General features: G+C 53.0%; 25 protein-coding genes. 13 read left to right on the forward strand and 12 right to left on the reverse strand.

Going from position 1 to position 21,077, the window contains the following annotated elements:
- Positions 1-694 precede the first annotated feature (694 nt).
- From EVJ32_RS07145 to bglA, 7 genes are all read left to right on the forward strand, one after another.
- Complete coding sequence (locus EVJ32_RS07145) at positions 695-1,204, forward strand: PH domain-containing protein (protein WP_070327268.1); 510 nt, start codon at positions 695-697, stop codon at positions 1,202-1,204.
- Positions 1,201-2,703, forward strand: coding sequence for a PH domain-containing protein (locus EVJ32_RS07150; RefSeq protein WP_131457682.1), 1,503 nt, complete (start codon positions 1,201-1,203; stop codon positions 2,701-2,703). The genes EVJ32_RS07145 and EVJ32_RS07150 overlap by 4 nt, the downstream gene beginning before the upstream one ends.
- Before the next feature lie 610 nt (positions 2,704-3,313).
- Positions 3,314-4,576, forward strand: coding sequence for an NCS2 family permease (locus EVJ32_RS07155; protein WP_131457683.1), 1,263 nt, complete (start codon positions 3,314-3,316; stop codon positions 4,574-4,576).
- 65 nt (positions 4,577-4,641) lie between these two features.
- A complete protein-coding gene (locus EVJ32_RS07160; protein ID WP_131457684.1) occupies positions 4,642-4,914 on the forward strand; it encodes a hypothetical protein in 273 nt (90 codons plus the stop codon).
- A 188-nt stretch (positions 4,915-5,102) separates the two neighbouring features.
- Positions 5,103-5,477 (forward strand): DUF3916 domain-containing protein, encoded by a 375-nt coding sequence (locus tag EVJ32_RS07170; protein ID WP_131457686.1) that lies wholly within the window; start codon positions 5,103-5,105, stop codon positions 5,475-5,477.
- Between the two features lie 17 nt (positions 5,478-5,494).
- Complete coding sequence (locus EVJ32_RS07175) at positions 5,495-5,887, forward strand: PTS sugar transporter subunit IIA (protein WP_236639496.1); 393 nt, start codon at positions 5,495-5,497, stop codon at positions 5,885-5,887.
- A 12-nt stretch (positions 5,888-5,899) separates the two neighbouring features.
- Positions 5,900-7,354 (forward strand): 6-phospho-beta-glucosidase BglA, encoded by a 1,455-nt coding sequence (gene bglA, locus EVJ32_RS07180; protein WP_131457687.1) that lies wholly within the window; start codon positions 5,900-5,902, stop codon positions 7,352-7,354.
- Positions 7,355-7,441: 87 nt separating this feature from the next.
- On the opposite strand, the gene EVJ32_RS07185 is transcribed toward bglA, so the two are convergent.
- Positions 7,442-7,657 carry a hypothetical protein gene (locus tag EVJ32_RS07185; RefSeq protein ID WP_035386030.1) on the reverse strand — a complete coding sequence of 72 codons (216 nt, stop codon included), beginning with the start codon at positions 7,655-7,657 and terminating at the stop codon, positions 7,442-7,444.
- Between the two features lie 118 nt (positions 7,658-7,775).
- On the opposite strand from EVJ32_RS07185, the gene EVJ32_RS07190 reads away from it, so the two are divergent.
- Complete coding sequence (locus EVJ32_RS07190; RefSeq protein WP_131457688.1) at positions 7,776-8,039, forward strand: excalibur calcium-binding domain-containing protein; 264 nt, start codon at positions 7,776-7,778, stop codon at positions 8,037-8,039.
- 33 nt (positions 8,040-8,072) lie between these two features.
- Here EVJ32_RS07190 and EVJ32_RS07195 read toward each other — a convergent pair whose 3' ends face one another.
- Genes EVJ32_RS07195 through EVJ32_RS07205 form a run of 3 tightly spaced genes read right to left on the reverse strand, consistent with a single transcriptional unit; the run spans position 8,073 to position 9,455 of the window.
- On the reverse strand, positions 8,073-8,360 hold the full coding sequence (locus EVJ32_RS07195; protein ID WP_131457689.1) for a hypothetical protein: 288 nt from the start codon (positions 8,358-8,360) through the stop codon (positions 8,073-8,075).
- The gene (locus EVJ32_RS07200) at positions 8,290-8,571 is read right to left on the reverse strand and encodes a hypothetical protein (RefSeq protein ID WP_161568788.1); all 282 of its coding nucleotides are present in this window, start codon (positions 8,569-8,571) and stop codon (positions 8,290-8,292) included. The genes EVJ32_RS07195 and EVJ32_RS07200 overlap by 71 nt, the downstream gene beginning before the upstream one ends.
- 23 nt (positions 8,572-8,594) lie before the next feature.
- Positions 8,595-9,455: an alpha/beta fold hydrolase gene (locus tag EVJ32_RS07205; RefSeq protein WP_161568789.1), complete on the reverse strand. Its 861-nt coding sequence runs from the start codon at positions 9,453-9,455 to the stop codon at positions 8,595-8,597.
- A gap of 194 nt (positions 9,456-9,649) precedes the next feature.
- Between EVJ32_RS07205 and EVJ32_RS07210 the strand changes: the two genes are divergently transcribed.
- Positions 9,650-10,408, forward strand: coding sequence for a glucose 1-dehydrogenase (locus tag EVJ32_RS07210; protein ID WP_131457692.1), 759 nt, complete (start codon positions 9,650-9,652; stop codon positions 10,406-10,408).
- A 42-nt stretch (positions 10,409-10,450) separates the two neighbouring features.
- Complete coding sequence (locus EVJ32_RS07215; RefSeq protein ID WP_131457693.1) at positions 10,451-11,371, forward strand: NAD(P)-dependent alcohol dehydrogenase; 921 nt, start codon at positions 10,451-10,453, stop codon at positions 11,369-11,371.
- 84 nt (positions 11,372-11,455) lie between these two features.
- On the opposite strand, the gene EVJ32_RS07220 is transcribed toward EVJ32_RS07215, so the two are convergent.
- Both EVJ32_RS07220 and EVJ32_RS07225 read right to left on the reverse strand, forming a co-directional pair.
- Positions 11,456-12,268 carry a helix-turn-helix domain-containing protein gene (locus EVJ32_RS07220; protein WP_161568790.1) on the reverse strand — a complete coding sequence of 271 codons (813 nt, stop codon included), beginning with the start codon at positions 12,266-12,268 and terminating at the stop codon, positions 11,456-11,458.
- A gap of 165 nt (positions 12,269-12,433) precedes the next feature.
- Positions 12,434-12,694, reverse strand: coding sequence for a DUF1294 domain-containing protein (locus EVJ32_RS07225; protein WP_236636088.1), 261 nt, complete (start codon positions 12,692-12,694; stop codon positions 12,434-12,436).
- 208 nt (positions 12,695-12,902) lie between these two features.
- Between EVJ32_RS07225 and EVJ32_RS07230 the strand changes: the two genes are divergently transcribed.
- Together EVJ32_RS07230 and cls are read left to right on the forward strand one after the other, a co-directional pair.
- Positions 12,903-13,685 (forward strand): LysM peptidoglycan-binding and 3D domain-containing protein, encoded by a 783-nt coding sequence (locus tag EVJ32_RS07230; protein ID WP_131457695.1) that lies wholly within the window; start codon positions 12,903-12,905, stop codon positions 13,683-13,685.
- Positions 13,686-13,854: 169 nt separating this feature from the next.
- Complete coding sequence (cls, locus tag EVJ32_RS07235) at positions 13,855-15,321, forward strand: cardiolipin synthase (protein ID WP_131457696.1); 1,467 nt, start codon at positions 13,855-13,857, stop codon at positions 15,319-15,321.
- A gap of 49 nt (positions 15,322-15,370) precedes the next feature.
- Here cls and EVJ32_RS07240 read toward each other — a convergent pair whose 3' ends face one another.
- The 6 genes from EVJ32_RS07240 to EVJ32_RS07260 all read right to left on the reverse strand — a co-directional run bounded on the left by EVJ32_RS07240 (position 15,371) and on the right by EVJ32_RS07260 (position 20,228).
- Positions 15,371-16,348: a hypothetical protein gene (locus EVJ32_RS07240; RefSeq protein WP_131457697.1), complete on the reverse strand. Its 978-nt coding sequence runs from the start codon at positions 16,346-16,348 to the stop codon at positions 15,371-15,373.
- On the reverse strand, positions 16,345-17,373 hold the full coding sequence (locus EVJ32_RS07245; RefSeq protein WP_131457698.1) for a DUF58 domain-containing protein: 1,029 nt from the start codon (positions 17,371-17,373) through the stop codon (positions 16,345-16,347). Before EVJ32_RS07245 ends, EVJ32_RS07240 begins: the two co-directional genes overlap by 4 nt.
- A gap of 1 nt (position 17,374) precedes the next feature.
- Positions 17,375-18,283 carry an AAA family ATPase gene (locus EVJ32_RS07250; RefSeq protein ID WP_070327249.1) on the reverse strand — a complete coding sequence of 303 codons (909 nt, stop codon included), beginning with the start codon at positions 18,281-18,283 and terminating at the stop codon, positions 17,375-17,377.
- A 110-nt stretch (positions 18,284-18,393) separates the two neighbouring features.
- On the reverse strand, positions 18,394-18,567 hold the full coding sequence (locus EVJ32_RS16195) for a hypothetical protein (protein WP_161566967.1): 174 nt from the start codon (positions 18,565-18,567) through the stop codon (positions 18,394-18,396).
- 110 nt (positions 18,568-18,677) lie between these two features.
- Positions 18,678-19,373 carry an amino acid ABC transporter permease gene (locus tag EVJ32_RS07255; RefSeq protein ID WP_016508715.1) on the reverse strand — a complete coding sequence of 232 codons (696 nt, stop codon included), beginning with the start codon at positions 19,371-19,373 and terminating at the stop codon, positions 18,678-18,680.
- Between the two features lie 6 nt (positions 19,374-19,379).
- Entirely contained in the window at positions 19,380-20,228 is an 849-nt protein-coding gene (locus tag EVJ32_RS07260) for a transporter substrate-binding domain-containing protein (protein WP_131457699.1), read from the reverse strand.
- Positions 20,229-20,653: 425 nt separating this feature from the next.
- On the opposite strand from EVJ32_RS07260, the gene EVJ32_RS07265 reads away from it, so the two are divergent.
- Positions 20,654-20,953: a flavodoxin family protein gene (locus tag EVJ32_RS07265; RefSeq protein ID WP_131457700.1), complete on the forward strand. Its 300-nt coding sequence runs from the start codon at positions 20,654-20,656 to the stop codon at positions 20,951-20,953.
- Positions 20,954-21,077 lie beyond the last annotated feature (124 nt).

Below are 21,077 nucleotides of genomic sequence, written 5' to 3' on the forward strand. Positions count from 1 at the left end.
ATGATGAAACCTTGGAGGGGATATTTTTATCGAGTGTCGTTCATCTAAAGGTTCATTTAGAATAAAGAGAAGCTCGCGTCATGATTAAGAGGACTACGTTGATAAATTCCTATATTTCGTTACATACTGCACTTCATCTAGATTTTTCATATTCCAAAGAACATGAAATCGATTTATTAATTAGCCAAGGAGCGATTGATTTTTATTATTGAATCTATGTACGAGAAAGACAACTCATTAAATCTCTAGCAGTGGATACATGTAGTGTTCAGTGACCTAGATGAGCTTCGCCTGGCAGATAAGAATGACGATAATTCTTCCTAATAAAAATTTAGGACGCTTCTTTTTTTAATTCATTATATATGCGTATGCACTGGCGCTATTACGATACCGCTGCGCGCACCTATATAAGCGAACAACTCAAAAGTCTTTATCAGCATATAAACGGATGAATGTTATTTGTTCTCAATTAAATTAAGCTGAGGAGCCTTATATGCATCCCACAAAATTTTGGGACACTCAAGATACATCGAACATTTCCAAGAAGACTTTTAGTTAGACTGCACGAATGAGTAAGGACCGTTCGGGCGCACTCGAACACCTTCCCTGTAGCGGAATGAAACTTTTTTCAAATAAACGACGTATACTAAAAGAGAGACGGACAACGCGTCCGAACGGATAGGGGGAAACACCAATGTCAGACATAGAAACAGTACCAGCATCACTCAGCGGTAAACTACCGATCGAGGCACGGACCGTGTTCCGGTTGTCTAGTGCTATCTTTTACTTGATCGGGCTCGTCATCACCGGCGGTCTCGTCGTCGCCTCGCTCTATTTCGACTGGCCGACATGGCTTCAATATACGATGTATGGCTTGCTCGCCATCGATCTCATCTATAGCGTGATCGACATCGTCGTCTTCCAAAAGTGGAAGCAAGAACGCTTCACGTATGACGTGCGACCGCTCGAGATTCGTCTGCACCACGGCATCATCACGACACACGACGTGTTGATCCCGATGACGAAAGTACAGTACGTCCACGCCCAACAAGGACCGCTGCTCCGGAAGTACGGCCTGCAGACGATCACGATCGGCACTGCGGCCGGGTCGCATGAGATCTATGCGATCGAGGAGTCGTTCGCGAAGACGCTCCGTGAACAGATCGCAGTCTATGCCCGCATCGAGGAGGAGGATGTCGTATGACGGAAGCGACGCTCACCTGGCATCGTCTACCGACTCGCGTTTTACTGTTACGTGTATTAGAGGTCATCAAGTCATTTATCATCCCGCTCGTACTGCTATTTGTGATCAATAACGATTGGAGCTCGACGTTCGGCATCATCTTGCGCGTCGGGATCTTGCTCTTCCTCTTGCTCGACGTGATCCAAAAGTTCTTCGGCTGGCGCAATTTCCGTTACGCCTTGGACGACAAGACGATGTATATCATCGACGGGAACTGGATCAAAAAAGAGAAGTCGCTCCCGCTCTATAAGATCCAAAGCGTCCATTCGAACAGTCCGTTCCTTTACCGTCTGCTCAGTGTCGTCGAGTTGACGTTCGACACGAACGCGAACAGCGACGACGCCTCGTTCAAACTGGCCGGCGTCTTCCCGAACGAGGCGAAGCGGCTCGAGGACATCCTCGACCAGGTCCGTCATCGGAAGACTGAAACGGACTTACCCGTGGAAGAGAAGACAGACACGACATCTGCACCGGTGGCGATTGAAAAACCGGCGAGCCGTTTGTTGTATGCCATCTCGACCCGCGAGATCATCATCGCCTCGCTGACGTCGCTGTCGGTATTCGCCATCTTCCCGGTCGCCTCGACGGTCGTGTCCTCGATCGATGACTTCATCAACCTTGATGGGACGTTCGACCAAGTCGGGGAGTGGGTCATCAGCGCCTCGATCATCGCCATCGGCGTGCTTGTCCTTACTGTCTTGTTCCTGTCTGTCATCATCGGCATGGTCATCAACTTCTTGAAATATGGGAACTTCCAACTCGAACGAAGAGGCGACCGGATCCGTGTCGAGAAAGGGCTCTTGAACCGCTCGGCGAAAGAGATCCCGTACGAGAAGATTCAAGCGATCCGCATCAAAGAGACGTTCATCCGGCGCTGGTTCAACATCGTCGGCGTCGAGCTCGTCGCTGCGGGCACGATGGACGAGTTGAAAGACGAGTCATCGACCATCCTCCCGTTCGTCAAACGGGACAAGGCGATAGCCGTGCTGAACGAGCACTTCAACCAGTTCACATGGGCCGACACGCTCCATCGTTTACCGACACGGTCGCTTTGGATCAAGCTGATGCGGATCAGTTGGTTCGGTCTTTTCATCAGTGGTGTCGTCCTCTATTTCTTCCGCGATTACGCCTGGTGGCTCGTCCTGTTGTGGGCCATCATCATTGGCGGCCGCCTGTTGAGCTATATGACGACGCGCTACGCTCGGAACGGTCGCTTCGTCGAGCTCCGGACCGGTGCGTTCAACGTCCACTCATTTTTGACGGACAAGCCGCGGATCGAACAGGTCCAAGTGACACAAACGCCGCTTCAGCGCCGTTTCGATGTATGCAACGTCCTGTTCTCGACTCGTGGTGTCTTATCGAATGAAATGATCGAGGATATCCCGAAACAAGAGGCGGATGCCATGTTGAAATGGTTCTCCCGCTACACGGTAGAAGAAGATATGAAAACACCGGGTTAAATCACCCGGTGTTCGTCACGTCAAATTCATCGTTTTCGTGTTTCTAATACTGAAAACCGGGAACAGATATGGTATGATGCAAGTAGAAAGAGACCGGTGCTCGATACACCGGCCTCTGGCTTACAGGCTACCACTTTAAGAGTGGCCCAGCCGCCACAATGGTTAGTGAATCAGAAAGTGACCCATCTCATTGCGCCGAGGGGGTCATTTTTTTGTGCGTTCAGACTTTGCACGATCGGATGATTGGTAGATTACCAAGTGAACAATGATCGGAGCGAGGATCGGGACGATTACGTAATCGCCGACCCAGGTCCATAGTTGTTCCATCCGCACCACCGCCTTCCTCCATTGCGGAATTGGCGGCTGACCCCACTATTGCTGTGTTAACCTGCCTCTTCATTATAGCAGATTCCGACTAAAATAGATGCTGAAAATAAGAACGTTTGTTCTTATTTTATAAAATGAACCTTTAGATGGAGTCGTCTCAACACTGGGTCCAAAGGTGGAATTGAACTACGATAGTGTTGCATGTCTGAAGTCAGACAGGATATAATGAGTCTCGTGTGTAACCACATGGGTGGGTGAGGGTGCCAACAAAGGATTGATTCCTATGGCAAAACAAACAGAATGGAAAACAGAAACATACGGGGGCGTGCTGAACTTTCTGGCGACAGCATACATCCCGGCCGTACATGCGGCAATCTTGACACAAGCCGGACTCCCGTTCGAGGGAGCGCTCGTCGGAGCGATTTTGACAAGCATCATCGGGACGTTCATCGCGGGACTGTTCAACTTACCGTTGTTGCTCCTACCTGGTATGGGCATCAATGCGTTGTTCACGTACACGCTCGTCTTGCAGATGGGACTGAGCTGGCAGAGTGCGCTCGCCGTCTCGCTCGTCTCGGGGGCGCTTGTCGTCCTCATGACGGTGACGAAAGTGGCGAGGAAACTCGCGAACGCGTTCCCGCCGATCATTCATGACGGACTGACGGTCGGGCTCGGCCTGTTCCTCATCTTGATCGGACTCGAAGCGGCAGGGATCGTCTCGGGCGGTGGTGGGGCGCTCTTGCACATCGGAGACCTTGGGGAGCGACCGGTCCAGGTCGCGTTCCTGACGCTATTCGTCGCGATTCTTTTGTTCTTGAAGATGGGACCGAGCAGCTTCCTCTGGACGATCGCGTTCGGTGTCGGTTTGAGCGCTGTCACGGGCACGCTCGACTGGACAGGTGAGTTCGCGCTCACACCGTTCTTCGAGTCGTTCGGGACCGTGTTCGGCAACGTATCGTTCGCGCAGTCGACATCACCGATCTTCCTGATCGCGGTCGGCGTGTTGACGCTCGTCTTGTTGATCGAGAACATCAGCCTGATCCAGAATCAGACGCGAGCGATCGGCAAGGACGATCAAGCCCCGAAAGGCTTGATCGCCCAAGGGTTGTCGACGATGGCCGGTGCCATGTTCGGCTCGAGCCCGACCGTCTCGACGGTCGAGGTCGCGGCCGGCATCTCGGTCGGCGCACGCGGCGGCATCTCGTCGTTCGTGACGTCAGGTCTTTACGTCGTCTCGCTGTTGCTCTTGCCGCTGTTCGCGATCATTCCGGTGACGGCGATCGCGCCGGTCTTGATCATCATCGGCATGATGATGTTCCAGAACGTGAAGCATCTGCCGCTCGACAATTGGGAGCAGGCCTTCCCGGCGATCCTCGTCATTATCATGATCCCGTTCACGTACTCCATCGTCGATGGCATCGGGCTCGGCTTCATCGCCTATACGATGATCGTCTTGTTCAAGAAGGGCTATCGCTCGCTCAGTCCGGTCGTCGGTGTCTTGACCGTATTGTTCTTGGTTTTCTTCTCTTTACCAATCTGGCTTTGAAGTCACGCGCGGTACCGTTCATTCGGTGCCGTTTTTTTGTATGATGAGAGAAAAGAGGTGTTCGAATGGAGCAAGCAGGCGGGTTCCTTTCCATCGGGATGGATTATCCGAAGTACTATGCATTACATAAACTCGCTCGAAACGTGTATGAGGAACTCTTACGTGGCGGTGGGGAAATCATAAAAGTGACATACAGTCAGGATAAAGCGGGGAACGACTGGACGACAATCATTCCGACCGAGACAGATATCAACTATTCTCACATCGGATATTACGGATCTGTTCATTTACGAAGCGGGTATTTTGGAGGAGTTGACCTAGTGAGGACAATGTCTTGAGGAGACGAGCGAAAGTGCGCGGTGTCAGACGAAGGCTGGAACGGTTGCGCATGTATATCCAAGAACAAACCAATTCGTTACCGTCAACGTTTCACGACGGGTATTGGCACAACAAAATCCCGATTGATCAATCGTTTTTATTGTCCGTACAGGAGAATAGCCGGATTTAACATGCGATCATCGAGGCGATGAGGGAGGGTGCCTCCCGTCTCGTACGTCTCCGAGGAGATGAGCGATATCGGATCGTCGTCTTGTTAGACCTTCCGACGCTTTGGCAGTCCGAACTCCTCGTGTTTGAAAGTAACGCACGACTGAAGGCGTTTATGGAACGGGCCTCGCCGGATCAGACATGGACGCCCTTGCCCTTAGATGATGTGTTTCAACAAAAGCTCGTCATCTCAGCGGACGTCGAGGCGCATCGTTTCCACGATCGGATTCAAGATGAGAATGATATTTATACAGGAGAAGTCTGGTTGCTCGTTCAATCAGCGGGCAACTTTTTGCGACGGTCGTCCAAGAAGAAACGATCTCTGCACCGCTCTCAGGCCGAGTCATCGCCTTGAGTGATGTCCCGGACGACGTGTTCGGCTCTGGGGCAATGGGGAAAGGTTACGCTGTAGAACCAAACGGGAATAACATTGTGGCGCCATTCGATGGGACGGTCGTCATGGTCGCACCGACAAAACATGCGATTGGACTGCGTTCGAACTCAGGGATCGAGCTCTTGATTCACGTCGGGCTCGACACAGTGACACTTGACGGGAAACCGTTCACTGTCCACGTCAAAGATGGGGACAGCTTCAAAGCGGGCGATGTATTAATGACGTTCGATCGCGACATGATCGCCGCCCATAACTTATCAAGTATCACACCAGTCATCGTAACGAACAGCTCGACTTACGCCGATGTACTCGTTCAACCAAGCGATGAGACAGACACAACGAAGCCGATTCTCACGATTGTTCATCAATAAGGAGGAATAAACATGAAGACATTACCGAAAGATTTTCTATGGGGTGGCGCCCTCGCCGCCCATCAATTTGAAGGCGGCTGGGACGCCGACGGCAAAGGCCCGAGCGTCGTCGACGTCTTGACAGCAGGCGCCCATGGCGTCGCACGCCGGATCACGGACAAGGTCGAGCCGGACGAGTTTTATCCGAACCATGAGGCAATCGACTTCTACCACCGCTATAAAGAAGACGTCGCCTTGTTCGCCGAGATGGGTTTGAAGTGTCTGCGGACGTCGATCGGCTGGAGTCGCATCTTCCCGAACGGTGACGACGCCGAACCGAACGAGGCCGGGCTCAAGTTTTACGATGACTTGTTCGATGAGCTGTTGAAGCACGGCATCGAGCCGATCATCACGTTGTCACACTTCGAGATGCCGCTCCACCTCGCCCGTGAGTACGGCGGGTTCCGCAACCGGAAAGTCGTCGACCATTTCGTCCGCTTCGCCGAGGTCTGTTTCGACCGTTACAAAGACAAGGTCAAATATTGGATGACGTTCAACGAGATCAATAACAAGATGGACGTCAACAACCCGCTCTTCCTCTGGACGAACTCAGGCGTCATCGTCGAGGAAGGCGAGAATGCCCGTGAGGTCATGTATCAGACGGGTCACCATGAGTTGATCGCGAGCGCGCTCGCCGTCGCGAAAGGGAAAGCGATCAACCCGGACTTCGAGATCGGGGCGATGGTATCGCACGTTCCGATCTATCCGTATTCGTCGAACCCGGACGACGTCATGCTCGCCGAGGAGATGATGCGCCAGCGCTACTTCTTCCCGGACGTGCAAGTACGCGGGTTCTATCCGAGCTACGCTTTGAACGAGTTCGAGCGTGAAGGCTACAACATCCCGTTCCTGGACGGGGACGACGACATCTTGAAGAACGGGACTGTCGACTACCTCGGTTTCAGCTACTACATGTCGACGACCGTGAAGAGCGACGTCGTCGCCGACAACAGCGGCGACATCGTCAACGGCGGTCTGCCGAACGGTGTCGAGAACCCATATATCAAGTCGAGCGACTGGGGTTGGGCGATCGATCCGGTCGGTCTTCGCTACGTGCTGAACCGGTTGTACGACCGCTATCAGATCCCGCTCTTTATCGTCGAGAACGGTTTTGGCGCCGTCGATGAGATCATCGACGGAAAGATTCACGACGCGGCCCGCATCGATTACTTGAAGGCCCACATCGAGCAGCTCAAACAAGCGGTCGTTTATGACGGCGTCGACTTGATCGGCTACACGCCGTGGGGCATCATCGACATCGTCTCGTTCACGACGGGCGAGATGAAGAAGCGGTATGGCATGATTTACGTCGACCGTGACAATGAAGGCAACGGCTCGATGGAGCGGATGAAGAAAGACTCGTTCGATTGGTATAAGCACGTCATCGAGACGAACGGGGAAGCGTTGGAATACGAAGCGACAAAATAATTTTCCATGAATAAACCCACCTCTTTTTTTTGAAAGAGGTGGGTTTATTCCTTCTATAGATGTTGCGGCAATAGGAATTTGCAAAAGTCACTGATTATAGCCGACGAATAACGTAAATGTGATGAGCATGACGGATGAAATCATGAGAACCACAGCGAGTGAGCTGGCGAACAGCAAAAAAAGTTTTGAAAAGTTGATCCGTTTCTTCCAAACCCCTATTAGGAATGCAAGATTCAGTACCAAGAAAAATGTGAGCACGAGCAGAGGTACTGCGCGCTCTTGCATCAATATGAATAAGTCCATAATGTAATACTTCCTTTCTGCCGTCATGACATTTCCAAAAGAGGTATATTGCTCGTAATCAACCGTATAATGATGAAAACTGCTAGACGTATCGTCTGCTAATTTGGAGGAAATAAGAATGAAGAAACTGCTTCGTGCAACTTTGGCCTGTCTTGCTTTGTTTACGCTGAGCCTCGCTCCTGCAAATCCGGCTGATGCCGCTGCCAAAAAGTTTAAAAACTGTACCGAGCTCAACAAAACCTACAAGGGTGGTGTCGCGAAAAACAAGACCATCAAAAACAAAGGCGGTAAGACGCAGTATAAACCACTCGTCAACGCGGCGCTCTACCAAGCAAACATTGGGAAAGACCGTGATAGGGACGGGATTGCCTGTGAACGCTAAGAGATGAGGGGACAGTCGTCCTCCATCTCTTATTTAGTTATTGAAGCGGTATGATACGTCTCCCGCAGCATCGCAACCGGTGATGGCGTCAATCGATTCGATTTGGTCGACGAGGATGAACCAGACGTCATTCCCAGCTTTCGTGCTCAATAGTTCCGGCTCGAAGCGATCCCCGTTCAACTCGACGACGACACGTGTTGTCGTCCCATGATTCATCCCGTAAAGGATATCGAACGGAGCGCAGTCCAGCTCATCCCCGCACGTCCGTCCGTCGACCGACCAGGTGAGCCCGTCTTCTGACAGCGAGCGGGACGTGATCATCGATGGTGATCTCTAAGCCGATGCCTTCAATGAACAGTTCATCGCTTAGCTCGTCCGTCGGGTAGCGTTCTGTGAAGAAACGGAGCGTCATCTCAGGGTCAGCGACCTGATGGACCAGGACGGGTTCCGCCGTCGCTGATAATTCGGGTTGCCCGGTTGATTCCACTTGCCAGGCAATCCCGGCAGAAAGTAGCAACACAACGACGATCATGAGCACAACCTGTTGATTCTGCTTCATGCGAATCCACTCACTTTTTTAGACTGTAAAAACTGACGCACCCGCTCGAACGGGAACTCCGGACTCCAATGAACGAAGTGACCTCCAGGAACGGACTGAAAGGTGACCGGAAGTCGGTCTTGCTGAAGACTCGCAACGGCAGACTTCGTCAATTCAGCTTCTTTCGTGTCCACGCCGATAAAGTCAGCGTAGACGAGAAGCGTCGGTACGCGGAGCATCCTCATGAGCTGGCTCATGTCCAAGTTATAGTAGCCGAACAGTAAGTTCATTCCACCGGGACCTAGTTTGGCAGGAGCATCCAAGGCCCGGCGTACTTCGTCCCGCTCAGGTAACCCCGTCTGCGTGCAGAACGCTTTGAACTGTTCCTCTGAAATCGATTCTGCCGCTTTGTCCGTTATGAATCTCGCCTCGATTTTCCGGACGGCTGTCGGCCCAAGCATTCGGTAGATCACGTTCAAGAGCGGTACGACGAGCCCGAACGCACCATATTCTTGCAGTGGGACTCGCGGGAACGGCTTATGTCCGGCGTCGAGCAAGACGAGCCGTTCCAGCTTTTCAGGGTAATGGGCGGCAAACGCGAGGGCGACCGCGCCCCCGAGCGAGTGACCGCTCACATGGACAAGGCCGAGTCCTGCTTCCACGATATAGCCGTTCACCCAATCCGCTAATTCCAAAGAAGTGACACTTTCTTTGAGTCCTTCGCTGCGACCGAACCCTGGCAGATCGAGCAGATGGACCTCGAAGTCGTCGGCAAGCGCCTCGGCGAGCGTCAGTCCCTCGTTCCCCAAGAACCCCCCAGCCGGTAGAAACAAAAGCGGAGGTCCGCTCCCGATCACTTCCGCATCATATCGTCCCAAGTCATCAATCCTTCCTCAAATCCCAATATATGTATTCCTTTCATTGTAAAGGAGATGTCGTACGAAAAGAAGAACATTCTTCCATCAACAGCATGCAGGTCGCTTCAAATTCGGGTATAAACTACTGACACGTGTCCAGTCCGCACTTGTCGTTTTGCTGTGTCGTCTTCTACTTAGCCAAGGAGGAATGCTGTGTGAAACTATCAGGCAAGACAGCGCTCGTGACCGGTGCCGGTTCTGGCATGGGGCGGGCCATCGCCAAGCTATACGCCGCGGAAGGTGCTCGCATCGTCGCCGTCGATATGAACGGGGATACGGTCGAGGCGGTCGCAAGTGAGATCAAGTCGTCCGGCGGGGAAGCGGTCGGTATCGCCGCGAACGTGACGAAGCAAGCGGACATCGACAACATGATCGCGACGGCAACGGGCCAGTTCGGCTCACTCGATATTTTAGTGAACAACGCCGGCATCATGGACAACTTCATGACGGTCGGTGAAGTGACCGACGACGTATGGGACCGTGTCATCGCCGTCAACTTGACCGGTCCGATGAAGATCGCCCGGGCCGCCATCAACGTGATGGAGAAACAAGAGTCGGGTGGGGTCATCATCAATATCGCCTCGGTCGGTGGCTTGTTCGGGACACGAGGCGGGGCTGCATACGTCGCATCAAAACATGCGCTCATCGGCCTTACGAAAAACATCGCCGCGACGTATGGCACGTTCGGTAAGATTCGGGCCAACGCCATCGCACCAGGCGGGGTCAATACGAACATCGGGGCGACGATCACGGCGCCGAGCGAGCTCGGGATGCGCGCCATTCAAGCGGCAGGAGAAGCACCGATTGGCGAACCGGACCAAATCGCAAACGCCGCGCTCTTCCTCGCTTCGAGTGACTCGAGCTTCGTCAACGGGGACGTCTTGAAAGCAGACGGTGGTTGGACCGCCCGCTAAACGACAAGCGGGCAACGGAAGCGATTTACGAGGAGGTACACGATGAGAGCAGTGATTTGTACCGCATATGGCCCGCCGGATGTGTTACAGCTTCAAGAGATCGAAAAGCCTGTGCCAAAAGCAACCGAACTTCTGATTAAAGTACACGCATCAGCCGTTCAATCCGGGGACCGCCGGCTTCGTGCGTTAGATGTACCAACAGCAGGCAAGTTGCCGATGCGGGTCGTCGTCGGCTTTAAAGCGCCGAGACAGCCTGTCTTAGGTGTTGTCCTAGCAGGTGAAGTGGTGGAGACGGGCAGCCGCGTACAACACTTCAAGGTGGGAGATCGTGTCTATGCGCTGACCGGGATGCGATTTGGCGGCTATGCCGAATATGCATGCATCAAAGAGACAAAATGTGTCGAGCTCATGCCTCACCTCGCAAGCTTTGCAGAAGCAGCCAGTCTTCCGTTCGGTGGAACGACAGCCCTTCATTTTTTGCGTAAAGTGAACATCGAACAGGCGAAGACCGTATTGATTTACGGAGCTTCCGGGGCAGTCGGCTCCATCGCGGTACAGATCGCCAAACATTTCGGTGCTCACGTGACAGGTGTCTGTCGGGAACGAAACTTCGAATTGGTCAAAAGCCTTGGCGCAGACGTCGTCGTCGATTATACAAAAGATGGCTATGACAGCGAACTGACAACGTACGACGCTGTGTTTGACGCGGCAGGAAAAATCGATAAACGGAAGGCTCGTAAACATGTCGGGGAAACAGGCCGGTTCAGTTCGGTTGCCGGACAGGGAGTAGCGAGTGAGCGGAAAGAAGATCTGACCCTGTTGAATCAGATGTTTGAAGCCGGAGACCTGAAGGCCGTCATCGATTCGATCTATCCGATGGAGGAAATCGTCGCAGCGCACCGCTATGTGGACGCCGGTCAGAAAGTTGGAAATGTCATCGTGTCGGTCGTGCATGAGGAATGACATCGTCTCTCGTCCATCGAGAACGCAAAAGAAGGAGTCTAGCCATCGAAACTCGGCGGCCAGACTCCTGTTTTCATTTCCTCTTCACTTGGTCTTCTTGCCCTTGCGGTAGACGAGCGGGGTGATCTTATGTACTTTCTTGAACGTCTGGACGAAGTGACTGACGCTCGTGTAGCCGTAGTGACTCGCTATTGCGGCGACCGACTCCGTCGTCTCTTGTAACTGATGCGCCGCTGCTTCCATACGGACGTCACACGCATAGGCGAGCGGGCTCGTGGCGGTCCACTTCGTGAAATAGCGGCAACATTCCGCCCGGCTCAAGCCACCGGCCTCGGCAATCTGTTCGAGCGTCACGCGCTCCGTCACATGTTCATGGATATAAGCGAGCATCGCCTTCATCCGGTCTTGACCGACCAATCGCGGTTGCTCGTTTGTCTGTTGAATCCAGTAACGCCAGACGACCGCCATCTGGAGCGTGGCATCTAAGAGGGCGAACGATGAGTCGCCATGTAAACTTCGGGATACCTTGTCGATCGTATCTAACACGGCCTTCTCCGCGCGCTCGGTCGGCGTGAGGAGTTTTAGGGGCAACGTCGCCCCCGTCATGAACGGCGTGACGAACCTTTCGGCAAGCAACGGCGCGAACAAGTCGTACGGATCGACCCGGACGTCGACGAACCGAGTCGCTTCTTCGGACGAAACGACTTGATACAGTTGCCCCGGCGCTAACAAAAGGCCCGACCCGGTGCGAAGACTATGACGGTCCCCGTTGACCATCAAGTCGACGCGACCCGCCTTCACTATAAAGGCGTGGAAGTGATCGGTCACGTGGATCATAGCTGTCATGACCGCGCCTGTTGTCGATTCCACGCTCTGAAGTGAACTTTGTTCCAACATCTTCATCCCACCTCAATATTTGAACATTTGTTTCGGGATTACTCCGGGCTGACAGTCTTTAACCAGATGAATTAATGATTAATCCGACATTTATATATCTATTGTCACGAGACGTCTTATCACGTTCCTTCTATACAATGGAGCAGAAAAGATAGCCGGATCCACTCAGAAGATGAAAAGTGACGTGATCCCGGCGTGAACGAGAATCGCGACCGGGACCCCGATTCGAAACTTCGGCTTCAACGTCTTGTGACGGAAGAGGCGCATCGCGACATAAGACCCAAACGCTCCCCCGATCCAGACGAGAATGAGCAACGTTTGTTCCGAAATACGCCAAGCCCCGGATTTTGCACGTCGTTTATCAAGGAAAAATGACATAAACGCTAGTAAATTAGTCACAATGTAATACAGCAGTAATAGTTCCAAAGACTAAAACCTCCTTTCTCACCTTATCAGTATAGCTGAAAACGGCTCAACAAAGCCATTTTTATCTAGATTGTAAGAATTCAGACTCCTCTCATCTCCCTGAAAGCTTCTGTAACTGAACTGATATCACTCTCATATCAGCCTGTAACGGCAGTGAAATATAGAGGTGTTACAGTAAGGGAGCGTTAGAAAAGGGAGGAATATTCTTATGAAAAAACCACTATTGACACTAACGGCACTCGCTGGCCTTAGTTTAGGAGTCGCTGCTCCAGCTTCGGCAGCATCAACACACACGGTTCAGTCTGGAGATACTTTGTACCGTATCGCCGTGAACAACGGTGTATCTGTGAACGACATCAAACAAGCAAATAGCTTAAACTCGAATATGATTTATCCTAACCAAGTGTTGAAGCTTGCGAAGTCGGAAGCGAAAGCGACAGCTTCTTCAAACACTTACACAGTTAAATCAGGCGACACGTTGTATCGGATCGCGAAAAACAATGGTGTCTCTGTCAATCAATTGATGACATGGAACGGTCTTAAATCAGATCTCATTTTCCCTGGTCAACAATTCGCTGTGAAAGGTGCCAAAGCAGCATCGGTTGCGAACAGTGCACCAGCAGCTAAACCAAAAGCATCAACGTCTGCACCGGTGACAAAACAGTCTACGTCTACAACGCAAACTCAAGCTCCGGCTTCGGGTAAGACGATGACAGTTGAAGCAACGGCGTACACGCCATATTGTGCAGGTTGCTCTGGTATCACAGCAACAGGTATCGACGTTCGTTCGAACCCGAACCAAAAAGTCATCGCGGTTGACCCTTCAGTCATCCCACTCGGCTCTAAAGTATGGGTTGAAGGCTACGGCGAAGCAATCGCTGGAGACACTGGCGGCGCAATCAAAGGGAACAAAATTGACCTCTTGATGCCGACACGTGAACAAGCGCTCAACTTCGGTCGTAAATCAATCACAATCAAAGTCTTAAACTAATCGATTTACCCCAAAAACACCGCAGGCGCGGTGTTTTTTTGCGTTCCATCCGCTCAAACCTGCAAGCTCGTATACCTTTCTCCTCCGAAATCAGGCAAACTAGATATATCAGGTCTTGTCTGGTCAGAAAAACCGGGTATGTACCAAATCGTAAAAGGGGGAGAACCTGATGCTCACGACAGAAATCATCATCAGCGTGTTCGGCATCCTGCTCGTCATCTTGAACATGACGTTCGCCATCACGATCATCTTCTTTGAACGGCGCGACATCGGCTCGACATGGGCCTGGCTGCTCGTCCTCTTCTTTTTGCCGCTCATCGGCTTCTTCATCTATATCTTCTTCGGTCGTTTGATCAAGTCGAACAACTTCTATCAAGTCGACGAAGAGCGGCGTAGTGAGTATGCGTTGCACGTTCAACAACAGCTCGATGAGTTGGATGGGAACCAGCTGATCTTCAAGCAAGACCCGCTGTTAGCAAAATACCGGCGTCTCGCCAGGTTGAACCTGTCGTCGACAAACGCGCTCGTCACGTATCATAACGACATCCAAGTCATCCATGACGGGAAACAGAAGTTCGCGGCCTTGTTCGACGATATCGAGGCGGCCAAACAAGAAATCAATATCCAATACTACATCATCCAGAACGATTCGCTCGGCCAGGCGTTGATCGCGGCGCTGACCAACCGGGCCCAAGCCGGTGTCCGGGTCCGGTTGCTCTATGACGCCGTCGGCTCGAGAGAGCTGAGACGTAAACATTTCAAAGAGCTGATCGAAAGCGGAGGCGAGGTCAAGTCGTTCTTCCCGTCGAGCCTCGGCATCAACTTCCGCGTCAACAATCGCAATCACCGCAAACTGTGTGTCATCGACGGCGACATCGGCTATATCGGCGGCTTCAACGTCGGCGACGAGTATATGGGGACGAACCAGCATTTCGGCTATTGGCGTGACGTCCATCTGCGGATGAACGGGGAGGCGGTCCAAGAGTTGCTTGAACGGTTCTTGCTCGATTGGAACCGTTCCGTCCCGACGAAACGAAAAGCGTTGAAAGAAGAGTTCATTTGGCCAAGCAAGACCCTCGAGGCGTTCAAGTCACCCGTCCAGATCGTCACGTCCGGTCCGAACTCGACGACGGAGCATTTAAAGAATATGCTCGTCAAGATGATCGGGGAAGCGAAAGAGACGATCTACATTCAGACACCATACTTCATCCCGGACGCGAGTTTCCTTGACGCCTGCCGGATCGCGCTCATGTCAGGGACGAAGATTCAACTGATGATCCCGAACAAACCGGATCACATGTTTGTCTACTGGGCGACATACGCCAATGCGGCCGAACTCGTCCGGTACGGGGCCGAGGTGTATACGTACGAGGGCGGTTTCTTGCATGCGAAGACGCTCGTCATCGACGGCGAGGTCGCTTCGATCGGGACGACGAACATCGACGCCCGCAGCTTCCACCTCAACTTCGAGATTTCAGCCCTCGTCTATGATGAGGCTGTCGCCCGGTCCGTCATCGACGCATTCGACCGCGACAAATCGTGCGCTGAGCTGTTGACGCTCGAACGTTATGAGACACGGACGAAATGGATTCGCTTCAAAGAGAGCGTGTCGCGTCTGTTGAGTCCAATCCTATAAAAAAACCAGTCAAGACGCCCGGGTTCAATCCCGAACATCTTGGCTGGTTTTATTTTTTCAACACGTGTTTGACGTGTCGTTCAAACGCCTCGACGACCGTGGTCGGCGCTTCTTTCTCACCGTACTCGGCCGCCTCGAGCCAACTTGCGAACAAGCTTCCGTCGGTAAAGTCGATCCGTTCCAACCACTCGTGCGCGGTCTCCTCGCGATGGCGAGGGTGCACCTGTTCGAGCCGGCGTCCGGCCTCGAGCAAGCGGACATCACGTGGCGTCCGCGTCAAGCGACGTTCCGTCCGTGCCGTCTGATGGGCCTTTTTCGGGACCGACAGCACTTCTTGGATGTCTTTTCGCTTTTGTAAATAGAAGAACAACAGGACACCGCCGACGAGCAGGACGATGAAGAAGATGACTAGCGCGGAAGACTGATTCTTCGCCGATTCGAGCAACGTCTCGTTCGCGATCGTCTCGGCATCGAGGTTCGGGTTGTCCGGTATCATGAATCGATTGACCCGGTCGGACGGGTCGAGCGTGATCCCATCGAACCAGCCGCCGATCCAAAGCAAGAACGGTCGGATCCAAATGATGAGGTCGCCGAACAACAGCTCTTTGACCGTCCGGATGACAAAAGCCAGTCCGAGACCGACCGCTAGGCCGACGACGAGCGTCGACAACATCCGTTTATAGTCGCGACGGTAATACAGGCTCCGTTGCCAAAATAAAAACAGGAACGGGAACACGATCATGAGGAGCGGTTGCTCGGCCGGTGGGAACAGCCAATCCGTGATCAAGAACAACACGCTCGCGATCGCGTAACGGTCGGTCCAATCGAGCGTGCGGATGAAGGCGTGCGCATACGTGAACAACAGCAACGTGATGCTCATCTCATACGAGAACCAGAGCGCACCGATACTGAGCAAAGTCTGGACGCCGAGCTGCCAGTTCCGCGGCAGACGGAGCGTCAACAGGAAGACGAGCGGATAGACGTGACCGACATAAAATGCGGCGAACAACCACCAGAGCCAGTTCATTTGCCGTCACCTCCGAGCCGAAGAATCGATTGGCTGCCGCCATATTTGGCGACTTTCCGTTCGAACAATGACCGGGCCATCGGGAAGTCTCGTTCCGACAGACAAGCGAGCGTCGTCATGACCTTGCGGAAATGGGTCTCGCCGCTCCCAGGTGCGAGATCGTACGTGATCCCATCTTTCGTCAGCGTCGGGACGATCAGCCCATAGCTCGCGTTCTCTTTCTCGAAGTCACGGCACAGCGCCGCCGCTTGCGAGATCACCCGTTCCATCTGATGGGTGAGGGCGCGGCCGTCTTTCGTCAACAAGTCCAAGACGACGACGTACTCGTTCGCCTGGACGGGTTGCTCGGTCCGGGCCAGCAGTTCGCCCGTCTTCGCGTAAGCCGACCAGTACAGTTGACGCATCGGTTGACCGTGATACGGGGCGACCGACTGGAACGTCTCCGGGTCACGGTAGGCGCTATGCCGGACCATCTCCTCACCCGGTAGCGTCGGTGGGCGTTTCGGGATCGGATAAGGCAGGAACTCTGGGAAGACGTACCCGATCCTTGCGAGCGGTTCCTCTTTATAGAGCGAGAACATGCGGAGCGGGTCACGGATCTCCATGCCGATCGCCTCGACACGGATCGGACCTCGCTTGATGGCTTTGAGCGGTAAGTCATAGGAGACGACCGACTCGCCGCCGACATAATTCTCTTGGCGCCAGAAGGCGTGGTTTTCCACTTCGACGGTCGGGTGGAGATAACCCGACAAGCGGACGACACCGAGCGGGACTTTCGCAGTCGAGATGAGGCGGATGACGTACGACTCTTCGTCACCCGGGAACAGTTTCAGTTCGTCCGTCACTTCGACACGGACGTGTTCGGCCAGGCGGAACAACAGCTCGGGCATGACGAGCGCGTAGATGCTGACGCCGAGCAAGGCGCTCGCGAGGAACACGTTCCCGTAAAGCGCCGTGAAGACCCCGACGACGAACAAGAGCCACATGTAGGCGGATTCTAGATAGCGCGGGCTGACGAGTTGCATGTCACACCTCGGATGGGACCGCGATGGTCTCTAACACAGATTTGATCAGTTTCGACGGTTTCGTCTTGAGCGATGCCTCGACCGTCAAGACGATCCGGTGTCCGAGAATCGGCAAGGCGAGCGCCCGGATGTCTTCCGGTGCGACGTAGTCCCGTCCGTCCATGTAGGCGTGGGCCCGGGCCGCCATCGTGTAGGCGAGTGTCGCCCGTGGGCTCGGCCCGACCTCGATGTCCCGGTGGTGCCGAAGCGCCTCGACGAAGTCGAGCAGATAATCCTCCATCGCCTCGTGCAGCGTCACGTCACGGACGGCTTGCTGCATCACGGCGAGCTCTTCGTGTTTCAACGTGAACGGAGCGGCGCTCAAATGCTCGTTTCGGAGCAGCCGGCGCTCTGACTCCCGTGACAGCGGGGCGAGCGAGAGCTTGAACAAGAACCGGTCGAGCTGAGCCTGCGGAAGCGGGAACGTCCCTTGTCCGTCGAACGGATTCTGCGTCGCGATGACGAAGAACGGGTCCGGCAAACGGAGCGACACCTCACCGAGCGTCACTTGACGCTCTTGCATCGCCTCTAAGAGCGCCGACTGTGTCCGTGGTGTCGTCCGGTTGATCTCATCGACGAGTAAAATCGATGTGAAGATCGGTCCGGTCCGACGTTCGAACGCTCCTGTCGTCGGATTGAACAGTTCCATCCCTAAAATGTCACTCGGCAGCGTGTCCGGCGTACATTGCACGCGCTGGAACGCGGCCGATACGGAGGAGGCGAGGCTCCGGGCGAGCGTCGTCTTGCCCGTCCCCGGCCGGTCCTCGAGTAAGACATGTCCCCCTGAAAGCAAGGCGATCGTCGACAGCTTGATCGCTTTCGATTGCCCGATCACTAAACCGTTTAAATGTGTCGTCCATTGTTGCACCATAATAAAATTCCCCCGTCTATTTTCTGATAATTAAGAAAATCATAGCACACTCGTGGACCGAGGTGGCACGCTAAAGACTAGACGTTCCCGAATGCGTCCATTGCACACCGTTAATCCGGAGAGGAAGATTTCGCTTTTTTGCGATGATGAAACGTGACAAACACGTAATAGAGGACGATCATGCTGGTATATGGGTTTAAAGCACTGACCCATGCCGGCCCATCGAACAAAATATACGTGAGTGTGATGATGAGTGCCGAGAAAAATAAGAGTTTTGAGAACATATGTGATGCGTCTCCTTTGGATTGAATGATGGAATATGTTGACTATACCATGTCACTTTCTCAATAGCCGCCCGACGAAAAAACTGACCTGCCCGCATCAGGCAAGTCAGTCATCGTTTCGGTGTATCCAAATAGCGTTCGAAATGCCGCTCGAGCCAGTCTTGGAAGAACGACATGAACGTGCAGATGCCCCAGTAGATCAGAGCGACGACCAAATACACGGTCATATAGTCGAACTCACGACCACCGACGATCTTCGCCTTGTTGAAGATCTCAGGGACGGTGATCATCGCGGCGAGAGAGCTCGCCTTGATCAGATCAAGGAACACGTTCGAGAGCGGGGGCAGGGCGATCCGCGTCGCTTGAGGCAACGTGACCCCTTTCAACGTCAGCCACTTGTTCATGCCGAGCGAGCGGGCCGCTTCAATCTGTCCCTGATCGACGGCACGGATCGAGGCGCGGATGATCTCCGCGATATAGGCGGCCGAGTTCAAGCTGAAGCCGATAATCGCTGCCGTCAGCGCCGCGAACTCGATCCCGATGAACGGGAACCCCGAGTAGAGAATGAACAAGATGATCAAGATCGGGACGCCGCGCATGAACGAGACGTAAAACGTCGACGGATAACGCACTAGCCTTGACGGAGACAGCTTCCCGAGCGCGAGCACGAGCCCTAACACTAAACCGAAGAACATGCTGAGGAAGGAGATCCAGAGCGTGTTCGGTAGCCCACCTAGCAAGTATGGGAACGAGCGGATGGCGAGGTCGGCGTCAAAGATCGCTTCCCACTTCACACCTTCGAACATATCGCCTTAGTCCAATTCGACGATTGTCGCGTCGACGTCCGGTTCGACGGATACGTCAGCACCGTTATAGAACTGCTCGGACAGCTCCTTCACCGTGCCATCCTCAAGCATCTCTTCAAGGACGCGGTCGATGTTCTCTTGCAAGTCGACGTTGTCTTGATTCATCAAGAGTGCGACGTCTTGCGGGTTATAGGCGATATCCGGATGGATCGTGATATCGAATTCCGGGAAGAAGGCGAGGGCGAGCGTCTGGAGGTAGTAGTCGTTCAAGATGACGTCGGTCCGACCTGTCGACACGTCGCGAAGATATTGGTCGTTCGTCGCGTTGTCGTAGATGACTTCTTCAGCCCCATACTGGCGCGCCACGTCCATGAAGACGGTCGTCGCTTCACCAGCTGCCTTTTTACCTTTCAAGTCTTCGAGCGACTTGATGCCTGAAAGATCGCTCTTCCGGACGATTGCCGTCCCGTACGTGTGCTTATACGGTACGGAGAAGGCGAACTTCTCTTTCCGGTCTTCCGTCACCGAGATGTCGTTCGCCACGACATCGACTTGTCCGTTCTGGACGCTCGTCAACATGTTGTCGAACGCCATTTCTTTGAACTGGACCTCGAGGTCGAGACGTTTTCCGATCTCTTTCATGACCTCGACGTCAAACCCCGTCAAATCGTCACTTTCTTCTTCACGGAACGAGGCGGGATAGAGTGTTCCGGCCGTACCGACCGTGAGCGTACCTTCTTCTTTGATCTCATCCCAGCGTGTCGTATCGGCCTGATCGGTGCTAGAATCACCACACGCCGCGAGCGGGACAGCGAGCAAGATAACCGCTGCTAAACCTTTTGTCATACGTTTCATTCGTGTTCCTCCTTAAAGTATCGTCTGTCTAAAAATAGCATGATGAACGCCTACAGGCAACTGCGAAGAACATAGAAACAGCAGGTAAGATATTTTTGAAACGTTTATTCTAAAAGCGCTGTCATGTCATTGAATCAGGGTTTCATACAGGTAATACAGATAAGAATAATTTATGGAACAGCATGCGATTCACCAACCTTCAACCTCTAGAGAATCGACAGGTGCGCAAGTGGGAGATAGAGGCAAGATGAGTCCTCAGCTTTTTAAATTAGGTGAGAGGACTGTGCTACTAGGTCCCGAGAGGAAGGCCTATGCTACCCTGTCCAAGAACAGGCGAGGACAGTTAGGTTCTTTGCCATCGTTTAAGGGTATTTCCTCTGTAGATAGAGGGAGGAAAAGCTAAAAACGAGGTAAGGAGTGACATAATGAAGAATAGTAGCTTGATTGTATATTACTCATGGATCGGCAGTACAGAAGTAGTCGCGAAAGAAATTCAAAGGCTTACAGAGTTTGACATTCAAAGAATCGAAGATAAAAAGCAGCGAAAACTCGGTAACATCGCCGGTGCAGCAATGGGAGCGTTTGTTGGTCTGAGAGGCGTTATCATACCAATGGACTTTGCATTAAAAGAATATGAGCATCTATTCCTAGGAACCCCAGTCTGGGCAGGAAAGACGCCTCCGGCAATTAATAGTTACTTAAAAAAGACTTCTTTCAAAAACTGAACTGAGCCCTGTTTTTCGGACAGTTTAATAAAAAGTGCGTCGTCTTTTATGCGGCGATCAGATGGCTCCGGTATTGCTCCGGAGTCATTTTTTTTAGGTTCCATTGCTTGCGTTCACTATTGTA

The organism is Exiguobacterium sp. SH5S4, assembly GCF_004337045.1.
In the GTDB taxonomy this organism is placed as follows: Bacteria; Bacillota; Bacilli; order Exiguobacteriales; family Exiguobacteriaceae; genus Exiguobacterium; species Exiguobacterium aurantiacum_A.

What these genes read in the sequence shown, in the direction of transcription:
- EVJ32_RS07240 (WP_131457697.1), bottom strand. Translation starts at nt 16,348, where the DNA reads ATGAACTGGCTCTGGTGGTTGTTCGCCGCATTTTATGTCGGTCACGTC.
- cls (WP_131457696.1), top strand. Translation starts at nt 13,855, where the DNA reads ATGCTCACGACAGAAATCATCATCAGCGTGTTCGGCATCCTGCTCGTC.
- EVJ32_RS07245 (WP_131457698.1), bottom strand. Translation starts at nt 17,373, where the DNA reads ATGCAACTCGTCAGCCCGCGCTATCTAGAATCCGCCTACATGTGGCTC.
- EVJ32_RS07215 (WP_131457693.1), top strand. Translation starts at nt 10,451, where the DNA reads ATGAGAGCAGTGATTTGTACCGCATATGGCCCGCCGGATGTGTTACAG.
- EVJ32_RS07150 (WP_131457682.1), top strand. Translation starts at nt 1,201, where the DNA reads ATGACGGAAGCGACGCTCACCTGGCATCGTCTACCGACTCGCGTTTTA.
- EVJ32_RS07200 (WP_161568788.1), bottom strand. Translation starts at nt 8,571, where the DNA reads ATGATCGTCGTTGTGTTGCTACTTTCTGCCGGGATTGCCTGGCAAGTG.
- EVJ32_RS07170 (WP_131457686.1), top strand. Translation starts at nt 5,103, where the DNA reads ATGAGGGAGGGTGCCTCCCGTCTCGTACGTCTCCGAGGAGATGAGCGA.
- EVJ32_RS07195 (WP_131457689.1), bottom strand. Translation starts at nt 8,360, where the DNA reads ATGATCACGTCCCGCTCGCTGTCAGAAGACGGGCTCACCTGGTCGGTC.
- EVJ32_RS07220 (WP_161568790.1), bottom strand. Translation starts at nt 12,268, where the DNA reads ATGTTGGAACAAAGTTCACTTCAGAGCGTGGAATCGACAACAGGCGCG.
- EVJ32_RS16195 (WP_161566967.1), bottom strand. Translation starts at nt 18,567, where the DNA reads ATGTTCTCAAAACTCTTATTTTTCTCGGCACTCATCATCACACTCACG.
- EVJ32_RS07155 (WP_131457683.1), top strand. Translation starts at nt 3,314, where the DNA reads ATGGCAAAACAAACAGAATGGAAAACAGAAACATACGGGGGCGTGCTG.
- EVJ32_RS07260 (WP_131457699.1), bottom strand. Translation starts at nt 20,228, where the DNA reads ATGAAACGTATGACAAAAGGTTTAGCAGCGGTTATCTTGCTCGCTGTC.
- EVJ32_RS07145 (WP_070327268.1), top strand. Translation starts at nt 695, where the DNA reads ATGTCAGACATAGAAACAGTACCAGCATCACTCAGCGGTAAACTACCG.
- EVJ32_RS07255 (WP_016508715.1), bottom strand. Translation starts at nt 19,373, where the DNA reads ATGTTCGAAGGTGTGAAGTGGGAAGCGATCTTTGACGCCGACCTCGCC.
- bglA (WP_131457687.1), top strand. Translation starts at nt 5,900, where the DNA reads ATGAAGACATTACCGAAAGATTTTCTATGGGGTGGCGCCCTCGCCGCC.
- EVJ32_RS07250 (WP_070327249.1), bottom strand. Translation starts at nt 18,283, where the DNA reads ATGGTGCAACAATGGACGACACATTTAAACGGTTTAGTGATCGGGCAA.
- EVJ32_RS07190 (WP_131457688.1), top strand. Translation starts at nt 7,776, where the DNA reads ATGAAGAAACTGCTTCGTGCAACTTTGGCCTGTCTTGCTTTGTTTACG.
- EVJ32_RS07160 (WP_131457684.1), top strand. Translation starts at nt 4,642, where the DNA reads ATGGAGCAAGCAGGCGGGTTCCTTTCCATCGGGATGGATTATCCGAAG.
- EVJ32_RS07185 (WP_035386030.1), bottom strand. Translation starts at nt 7,657, where the DNA reads ATGGACTTATTCATATTGATGCAAGAGCGCGCAGTACCTCTGCTCGTG.
- EVJ32_RS07230 (WP_131457695.1), top strand. Translation starts at nt 12,903, where the DNA reads ATGAAAAAACCACTATTGACACTAACGGCACTCGCTGGCCTTAGTTTA.
- EVJ32_RS07265 (WP_131457700.1), top strand. Translation starts at nt 20,654, where the DNA reads ATGAAGAATAGTAGCTTGATTGTATATTACTCATGGATCGGCAGTACA.